The sequence below is a fragment of the Paenibacillus sp. SER-28 genome (assembly GCF_052906305.1).
Genome location: NZ_JBRECM010000007.1, coordinates 1 through 9613, shown reverse-complemented (window position 1 = coordinate 9613; position 9613 = coordinate 1). Strand labels below are relative to the sequence as shown.

Sequence of the window (9613 nt, the reverse complement as noted above, 5' to 3'; positions counted from 1 at the left end):
AAAAGACTCTGTCGCATTTGCAAGCAGGAAGCCGCCCGCCGTAAAGCGGATCTAGCCGTACAGCCGGGCGTAATAACCCCCGAGCGCCAGCAGGTCCTGATGGCGGCCCCGCTCGACGACCATCCCTTGGTTCATGACGGTAATCAAATCTGCATGTTCCACGGTGCTGAGACGGTGGGCGATCAGAATGGTGGTGCGCCCCTTCATCAATACGTTCAGGGCCTGCTGTACCCAATGCTGGGATTCGTTATCCAGCGCGGAAGTCGCTTCGTCCAGCAGCAGAATCGGGGCGTTTTTGAGAATCGCCCGGGCGATCGCAATTCGCTGCCTTTGTCCGCCCGACAACGACGCTCCTCTCTCTCCCACCGGCGTTTTATACTGTTCAGGAAGTTCCTGAATGAAATGGTGAGCGTACGCCGCTTTGGCCGCTTCGATCACTTCTTCATCCGTTGCATCCGGGTTGCCGTAGCGGATGTTTTCCTCAATCGTGCCGGTAAACAAGAACGGCTCCTGCGGAACGTATGCAATCTGCCTGCGGATTTCGTCCAGCGTGTAATGGCCGAACGGTTTGCCTTGGAGCAGGATTTCTCCGCTGTCCACAGGATAAAAGCCGAGCAGCAGCTTGATCAGCGTACTTTTGCCGCTGCCACTGGCCCCCACGATAGCGGCGACCTGGCCGGGAAACACCTGCATGGAGATGTCGACAAGCACCTTTTTATCCGCCTGATAGGAAAATTCCACATCGCGAAACTCCACCGCAGCCTCCGACACGAGCTCGCTGTGAGGAGATCCCAAACGCTCCGGTTCCTCTTCCTCTCTTAGTACCTCTTGAATCCGGTGAGCGCCCGCGATCGAATTTTGGGTCATCGACAGAACCATCCCCAAGTTCAACAAGGCGTGCGTCAGATTCACTTGCAGAACCGCCAGGGCAGCGACGCTTCCCATTCCCATCAGTCCGTAGGCATAAAGAAGACTGCCGATGACGATGATGCCGCAGAACGTGACGTAGCTGATAAAATGATTCACCGCAGCCTGCATGCCGTTCTTCTGCGCGGTTTGCCGAAGCGTCTGCGTCATTTGTTCGTTCAACGCCTCGTACTGGCCGTAAATCGTGCGGATGCGGAACAGCTTCACAATTTGAATGCCGCCCATAAAATCTTTGAATTTTTCGGTCATTTTACCGAGCGTTTGCAAGCCTTGTTCGGACAAGGCGCGAATATCCCGCGCAAATTTCAGGCTGACCACGGAGGACAGCAGCAGAATGACGAAGGATACGCCGGCAAACCGCCAATCGATCAACACCATGGAGACAATGGAGCCGATGCAAAAGACAACTTGAAGCAGCAAAACGAAGTAAACCTGCGAGAATGTAAACTCAACGGTCGTTACGTCGTTGTTCACCCGCGACAGCAAATCCCCATGGTGCGTCTGCTCCAGGAATCTCGTCCGCACCCGGCACAGCTTGTCATAAAGACGTTCGCGGATATTCAGCACAGTCAGCTCGACACTGCGCTGGTATAAGTAAATGAACCAGGGAGAAATCACATTTTCCAGGAACAAGGCCGCGCCCAAAATAATAAAGGCTTCCACCATCAGGGACGTATCTCGAGACACGGCGAAATCAACCAAGTTATGTACGACCAAGCTGAAGGCGATCAAGAACAATGTCTGGGTGAGCGCCGTCACGGCCAGGCCAATGGCGTACTGGGTTTTGCGCTTGCGGTTCATAAACATCAGCAAGTAGCCGAGTTCTTTCACTTGCGAGAGCCATCCGCCCTTTTTCATGTGTACGCCACCTCCCTGCGTTCGGCAGACTCGGTAAATTCCTGATAGTACGACTGGGCGTACAGTCCCTTCATCTTCAGCAATTGTTCATGAGTGCCCTTTTCAACAATACTCCCCTGTTCCATGACCCAAATTTCGTCGGCGTTTTGTACTGTAGAAAGCCGGTGGGCAATAATCATCGTCGTTCTCTGCTTCATCAATGCGCCCAGCGCTTCCTGAACCGCGCTTTCCGACTCCGGATCAAGAGCCGACGTTGGCTCGTCCAGCAGCAGAACGGGAGCATCCTTAAGAAAAGCCCGGGCCATTGCAATGCGCTGGCGCTGCCCGCCGGACAAAAGGCCTCCGCGCTCTCCGACATACGTCTGGTAGCCGTCGGGAAGCTGCATAATGAAGGAATGCGCCTGAGCGGCTTTAGCGGCTTCGATAATCTCGTCCATCGACGCTACTTCCCGCCCGTAGCCGATATTTTCAGCGATCGTGCCGCTAAACAAATATGAATCCTGGGTTACCACGGAAAAATGCGACCGAAGCTGCTCCGGATCGACGCCGTGGATCAGGCTGCCGAACACGCGGATCTCGCCCTGGTCCTCTGGAAGCGGATAAAAGCCGCATACAAGCTTAAACACCGTGCTCTTCCCTCCGCCGCTCGCTCCGACAAGCGCGATCGTCTTCCCTTCCGGCACCGAGAAGCTAACATTCCGCAGGATCGGGGAGCTCTCCTCATACCCGAAGGTTACGTTCTGAAACTCGATGGGGGCGGCGCTCGCTTTCGGAAGCGAACGGCCATTTTCCGTTTCGGTCGGCTGCTCGACGATTTCGGAGACCCTTCTCAGGGCACCGGCCATTTCGAACGTCCGCGTGATGAGCTCGGGAATATGCTCCAGCGGCTCCAGACACAGATTCAGCAAGTACAGGAAGGCGATCAGCTCTCCCGCGCCTAGCTGCCCTTTGTAGATCAAATAGCTTCCGTAACTGACGGCGAAAATGATCGGGCTGATCATCAGCGTGGAAAGCAGCGGGTTGACCCAGGCTTCCCGCTTTTTCACGGCCAGCTTTTTTTGGGCCATCAATTGCAGCAGCACTTGGTAGGAGCGAGATAACATGCCGGATAGCAGGTAGCTTTTTACAATAGGCATACCCCCAAGCGTATCCTGGAGGTTGACGTTCATTCGGCCCATGTTCGCCTGGGCTTCCTCCGTCAACCGCTCCAACTGCTTGCCGATCCATTGGGAAACCAGCAGCGCTACGGGAAATAACAGCAGGCTGTACAGCATCAGCTCCCATTGGAGGTAGATCAAATAAGCGAAACAGCCGATGAACACCAGCGGATGATAAAACCACTGGGCGAGGTCCCGAATCATAAACTGCTGGATGAGCTGCAGGTCGTTGTTGATCCGCGACAATACGTCGCCGGAGTGCTGCTTTTCCAAATAGGAGACCGGGAGTTTGCCGATATGACGCATGACATGGTTGCGGATATCCTGCACCGCAGAGGCGCTGCTTCGCTCCACGCCGAAGCTCATGAAAAACTTCGCCGGCACACCGATCAAGATGACCACAAAGACCGTGTACACGATTTGCAGAACGATTGGCCCCGCCCCCTTCTCGGCCTGGGTGGTCAGCTGCTCGATCAAACTTCCCATCCATATCTCAATAACGGCGGCGGCAATCGCGGACAAGATACCGACGATCATCCAGCCTTTGTGACGGCTTACATAGGACATCAGCCAGCGGAACGCTTTCCAGGCGGCGTAAGCGGTTTGGCGCTTGGAAGGCGCCGCTGTGCCTTGTTCTAGAACAGACGGCTGGCGGTCAGCTTCCATGCAGTACCCCGGCCTCCGCTTCGATCTGCCGCTTGACTTGCTCTAAGATGTCCCGGATGACGACGGCCGTTTCTTCCACGCGCGCGAGTTCCAGCAATTCCTCGTGCGCGCCCTCCAGCCGGTAATCGGCGTAAGCTTGCGTCGTTGCCCCCCGCCAGGAAGGCAATTGGTGCTCAAGGCGGAACGCTTCGCTGTCCTTCGCAATCATTTCGTAAATCCGGGCCGGGATCGTGCCGGAATTAATAAGCTGCGCTTCGTACGCCAAGGTCGCTTTGACCTTCCGATGAACCCGCTCCCGCACGAGCGGGTTGCTCATTAATTCCTTCTCTTCTTCGTCGAAATCGGCAAGCGTTTCTTCAAGCTCTTTCTCCGACGTTTCGGAAGGCGTCAGCGTGTCCTTAATCCACGAGTCCACCATGAGCACGTCCGTTACGGAATACCCTCTTTTCTCCATCGTTTTGGCTACCTCGAACGTCAGGTTGCCTCCGAAGCAGTAGCCGAGCAGCACGTAAGGTCCTTCCGGCTGGATGCGGACGATCTCGTCCACATAACGGTTCAGCATGGCCTCGTAATCGACGGCATCGTCGATAAAATCAATGCCGTAGAGCACGAACCGGCCGTCGAGCCTGCTTGCGAGCTCTCGGTAACCGATGCCGAAGCCGCTACCCGGAGGGAAACAGAACACGTTCAGATCTCCTGCTTTATTCAGCTTAATGAAGGAGTCTCCCCCTTTATCCAGGCCCAGATCCCCCTCGCCGAAAGCCATGGCTTCAACTGTCAAATTGTGGAATTGGCGGTTCAGCGGTATCTCGAGGCCCGTTTCATCGTAAACAGCTTGAACGAGCCTCATCAGACTTAACGAATTGCCACCCAACTCAAAAAAGTTATCCTTTACGCCGACCTGCGGAACGCCAAGCGTATCCTGCCAGACGCGGGCGATCTTCATTTCGAGCAGCGTTCTCGGCGCGACATATTCCGCTCCTCCGGCCGCGGCTTCCTCCGGCGCGGGCAGCGCTTTGCGGTCGATTTTCCCGTTCGGGGTCAGCGGCATCCGCGAAAGCTGCACGAGGTGCGAAGGAATCATATACCCCGGAAGCTGCTTGGCGAGCTCCTCCTTGAGTTCATGCGCCGCCAGCCTCGTTTCCGCGACGTAATAAGCGACAAGCTGCTTATGGCCGTTCGCGTCGTCGCGGTCAAGCACCTTGGCTTCTTGCACGGCGGCGATCTTCAGCAGCTGCGTCTCGATTTCGTCCAGCTCGATCCGGTACCCACGGATTTTCACCTGATGATCGATCCGGCCCAGGTATTCGATGTTGCCGTCCGGCAGCCAAGCCGCCAAGTCGCCCGAGCGGTACAGTTTCTCCCCCTCCGCAAACGGGGAATCGACGAACTTCTCCGCCGTCAGATCAGGGCGGTTCAGGTATCCTCTCGCAAGGCCTTCCCCGGCCACATACATTTCGCCCGCTACGCCGATCGGCACAGGGCGGCGGTTTTCATCAAGGACGTACACGCTCAGCGTCGGGATCGGCTTGCCGATATTGCTCTTCGCCGCCTCCATTTCGACCCACGTGATTTCCTTATACGTAACGTGAACCGTCGTCTCGGTAATGCCGTACATATTGATCAGCTTCGTCTCCGGGTACTTCGTCTTGAAGCCCTTGAGCAGCAGCGGACTCAGCGCTTCGCCCCCGAAGATGACGTTGCGAATCCGCAGATCGTACGGATGGTCCGCCAAGACCTTACGCAGCAGCTGGTAGAAGTACGTTGGCGTCTGGTTCAAAATCGTGACCTGTTCGCGGCCCAGCAGCGCCAGGAAATCGGCCGGATTTTTCGCCGTGAGCGGCGGTACGATGACCAGCTTGCCTCCGTACAGCAGCGCTCCGTACATTTCCCAGACGGAGAAATCGAAGCAGAACGAGTGGAACAGCGTCCACGTGTCGGACGGCCCGAAGTCGAACAGGTTCTTGTCGTTGAACAGGAGCCGCACGACGTTCTTATGCTCGATCAGCGTTCCTTTCGGTCTGCCGGTCGTTCCCGACGTGTAGATGACATATGCCAGGTTGCCCGGCCCGGAAATCGGCTCCAGGTTCGAAGCGTCCAGCGCATCGGCGGAGTCCGCCCCTCTGTCGCCCCAAACGAAATCGTCCAATTCAAGGCGCGTTCCTACAAAGTCGGTCTTCTCGTGCAGATGCTTTTGAATCAGCAATAACGGCGCGCCCGAATCCTCGATCATGAAGCGGATGCGCTCCTCCGGGTAGTCGGGATCGACAGGCACGTATGCTCCGCCCGCTTTGAGAATCGCCAGAATGCCGACAACCATATCGAGCGAGCGTTCGGCCAGAATCGCTACCAGCTGGTCCGCTTCTACTCCCGTCTCTCGCAGCTTCCGCGCAAGGCGGTTGGATCGCTCGTTCAGCTCGCGGTAGGTCAGCTGCCGCTCGTTCATGACGGCGGCCACGTTGTCCGGGTAAAGCTCCGCCTGTTCTTCGAACAAGCCGTAAATCGTTTTCCCCCGCTCGAACCCGCTTTCGGTGTCATTAAATCGCTTCAGTAGCGTCTCCCTCTCGTCTGGGGACAGCACATCGGCTTGTCCGAGCTCCAGATCCGGCTGAAATAGAAGCACGGACAGCAGCCTAACAAGATGGTCGGCCGCCTGTTCCACAAATGCCCGCTCGTACCGCTGCCCGTCAAAGCTTATTTCCAGCTCGATGGAGTGGTTTTGGCGGTCGAAGCGAAAAACCGTATCGGCCGCCACCCGGTTACCCAGCGGTTCCGGATGAATCGGAGCGAAGGATACGACGGTGTTGACGACCGGGAGGCCGTCCCCCGTATAGTCCAGATGGAGCGGCTCCACCATTTTCCGAAAAGGCAGGTGCTGATGCTCCAGCGCCTCGCCGATGGAGGCTTTGATGCCCCCGAGCAGCGTTTTCAGCGTAGTCTGGCGGCTTACGGACGTCTTGATCACCAAGATGTCATGCGGCGGCGGAGTCCCGTCGGGGTCTGCGCTATAAGAAGGCATGCCGACCAGCACTTGGTCCCGCCCGGTATACTTGAACAGCAGGCTTTTTACTCCTGCCAAAACAATCATGTACAAAGCCAAATCCGAACCGTTGGCGAGGCAAATGATTCTCTCCGAGAGTTCGCTCGGCAGAGTACGGTGAAGCAAGCCCGGCTCGGCCGCAGGTTCCCCGTCGGCGGATAATTTGGAGGATTGACTGTAGGGAAGGAAGCTCAGGCTGTCATCGGCGTCAAACTTGCCGCTCCAGTACCGTTCTTCCTTTTCAAACAAAGATTTCATTTGTACCTCCCCTAAAAATGAAGTGACCGCATGCCCCAGCGCAGGTCCGAAAAAGCTTGCTTTCGGCCTGCGCGTTTACGGGCTTGGACGTTGTTCGCCGTCTTCCTTGGGATGCGCGCCGCTTTCGCTTGACGGCGGAGGCGCGCTTGTAGGATTAGAACGCGAATTCGATCGTATCGACGGCACTCTTTGCGCCTGCCGCCGGTTTATGACATTCAATCCGGCTTAGCTCGAGTTGTGGATTTTCCGCAATTTGAGACAGTACCCGCAGGTAATCCTCGGTCAAGGTGCGGATCATCGCTTCTTTGAACAGCTTGGTGGCGTAGAAGAAGCCCCCGCTCAGCGCCCCGTTGTTTTCATACATAAACAGCGTCAGATCGAACTTCGCTTCTTCCAAATGGTCAAGCTCGTAAGTCTTCAGGCTGACCCCTTCCAGCTCGGCGTCTCGTTCTTCGATATTTTGCAAGTCGAAAACGGCATCGAACAGCGGGAAGCGGCCCGGCTCCCGCTTCACATTCAAACGCTCCACGAGCTCCTCGAATGGATAATCCTGGTTCTCGAAAGCATCCAAAGCCGTTTCCTTCACTTCTTCCAGGTAGGACAAGAACGTTTTGTCGCCCGACGGACGATTGCGGATCGCCAGCGTATTGACAAACATCCCGATGACCGGTTCCAAATCGGCGTTCGTTCTTCCCGCCACCGGGGTGCCCACGACCAAGTCCTCCTGCCCGCTGTACTTGGACAGCAGCACGGTATAAGCCGCAAGCAGCACCATGAACAGTGTGCTTTCACGCTCGGCCGCCAATTCGCGCAGCCGCGCAGAGAGAGAAGCTTCGACGTCGAACTCCAGATGCGCGCCTTCGTAGCTGCGAGCCGCAGACCGTTCGTAGTCCATCGGCAGGTCCGCCGTCGGCAGCTCTCCTTCGAAGGTTTGCAGCCAGTACGCTTCCTGCCGCCCGATCCGCTCTCGGTGGGCCTTCGACTGTTGCCAAACGGCATAATCCTTGTATTGAATGCGCAGTGGCGGCAGTTCTTCCCCGGCGTAGAAACTCGAGAACTCATCGATCACAATCGCCATCGATACGCCGTCGGACACGATATGGTGCATGTCGAAAAGGAGAATATGCAGGTTCGGCTCCAGCTCGATGACCCCGGCGCGCAGCAGCGGCGGCTTGCCGAGATCAAACGGACGAACGAAGCTGCGGACGATCTGCTCGATTTGAGCCGCATCCTCTTTGTCCGCTTGATGATGCTCGATAGCAAAATCGACCTGCGGGTAAATCCGCTGAACCGCTTCGGCCTTCACGATTTCAAAACCGGTGCGCAGCGATTCATGCCGTGTTATCAATTTCCGCAAGGCGGCTTCCAACCGGTCTAAATCAAACTCGCCTTCCACCTGCACCAGCTCCGGCATGTTGTAAAGCTGATCCGCTCCATCCAGCGTGTGCTGAATGAACAGCCGTTTCTGCGCGGAGGACAGAGGGTAGTACTCTCTCTCCTCCGCTTGAGGAATGGCCTCATGCTCCCGCCGTTCCATCCGGGCGATCGCCTCGGCCATCGCCGCAATCGTCGAGTGACGGAATACGTCGCGCAGCGGCAGGTTGACGTTTAATTCCTTAAATACCTTGCCCGCCAGCGTCGTCGCTCGCAGGGAGTGACCGCCGATGTCGAAGAAGTTGTCGTGAACGCCAACCTCCTTCGCAAGCCCCAGCACCTCCTGCCAAATCGCCGCCAGCTTCGTTTCTAGCTCATTGCGCGGTGCGACGTACTCCGTTCCGCTTCCCGCTTCCCCTTCCGGCGCTGGCAGCGCCTTCCGGTCAATCTTTCCGTTCGGCGTCAGAGGCAAGCGCTCCATCTCCACGAAGTACGACGGGATCATGTAGCCCGGCAGCTTCTGCGCCAGCGCGCTGCGCAAATCGTTCATCGCCAGCTCCGCCCCGGTATCCGGCGTGTAATACGCGCATAGCGCCTTCTGCCCGTTCGCGTCACTTCGAACCAGCACCACCGCTTCGCGCACGCCTTCCACCCGCAGCAGCTGCGACTCGATCTCGCCCGTCTCGATCCGGTACCCCCGGATTTTCGCCTGGTTGTCGATCCGGCCGATGAAGTCCACGTTGCCGTCTTCCATCCACCGCGCCAAGTCTCCCGTGCGGTACAGCCGCTCGCCCGCGGCGAACGGGCTGTCTACGAACTTCTCTTCCGTCAGCTCCGGACGGTTCAAGTACCCGCGCGCCACTCCGACTCCGCCGATGACCAGCTCGCCCAGCACCCCGACCGGCACCGGGTTCAGATGCGCATCCACGATGTAGAATTTCGCATTCAGCCACGCTTTGCCGATCGGCACATTGCCTGTCTGCGGCAGCTTCGCCAGCTCCTCGTCGTAGAAGCTGGAGTCGATCGCCGCTTCCGTCACGCCGTATGCGTTGATGATCCGGAACAACGAGCCGAAGCGTTCCTGCAAGGTCCGGTAATCCGCCACGCTGCAGCTGTCCGAGCTCGTGATCAACAGCTCCATCCAGCTCATATCCAGCCCCTGCTCGTGCACGTACTCCAGGAACGGCACGATCAGCGCCGGCGTCGATTCGAAGATGGTGACCCGCTCCCGCTCCATCCAGTGGTGCAGACGAGACGGATCGATCCGGTCGTCCTTCGGCACAATCACCATCGTGCCTCCGTTGTACAGCGTCCGCGCGATATCTCCCACGAA

4 protein-coding genes are annotated in these 9613 nt (G+C 57.3%); all 4 read right to left on the bottom strand.

Translation table 11 applies throughout. The features are described from left to right. Positions 1 to 51 precede the first annotated feature (51 nt). The gene (locus ACUYLD_RS16895) at positions 52 to 1785 is read right to left on the bottom strand and encodes an ABC transporter ATP-binding protein (RefSeq protein WP_446675569.1); all 1734 of its coding nucleotides are present in this window, start codon (positions 1783 to 1785) and stop codon (positions 52 to 54) included. Continuing rightward, positions 1782 to 3608, bottom strand: a complete 1827-nt coding sequence (locus ACUYLD_RS16890; RefSeq protein WP_446675568.1) for an ABC transporter ATP-binding protein — start codon at positions 3606 to 3608, stop codon at positions 1782 to 1784. The genes ACUYLD_RS16895 and ACUYLD_RS16890 overlap by 4 nt, the downstream gene beginning before the upstream one ends. After that, a complete protein-coding gene (locus tag ACUYLD_RS16885; RefSeq protein WP_446675567.1) occupies positions 3598 to 6906 on the bottom strand; it encodes a non-ribosomal peptide synthetase in 3309 nt (1102 codons plus the stop codon). The genes ACUYLD_RS16890 and ACUYLD_RS16885 overlap by 11 nt, the downstream gene beginning before the upstream one ends. 154 nt (positions 6907 to 7060) lie before the next feature. Then, on the bottom strand, positions 7061 to 9613 hold a 2553-nt coding region (locus tag ACUYLD_RS16880), incomplete at its 5' end, for a condensation domain-containing protein (RefSeq protein ID WP_446675566.1).

Bases quoted from the DNA above. Each gene is read 5' to 3' on its own strand.
- ACUYLD_RS16895 (WP_446675569.1), bottom strand. From the start codon at position 1,785: ATGAAAAAGGGCGGATGGCTCTCGCAAGTGAAAGAACTCGGCTACTTG.
- ACUYLD_RS16890 (WP_446675568.1), bottom strand. From the start codon at position 3,608: ATGGAAGCTGACCGCCAGCCGTCTGTTCTAGAACAAGGCACAGCGGCG.
- ACUYLD_RS16885 (WP_446675567.1), bottom strand. From the start codon at position 6,906: ATGAAATCTTTGTTTGAAAAGGAAGAACGGTACTGGAGCGGCAAGTTT.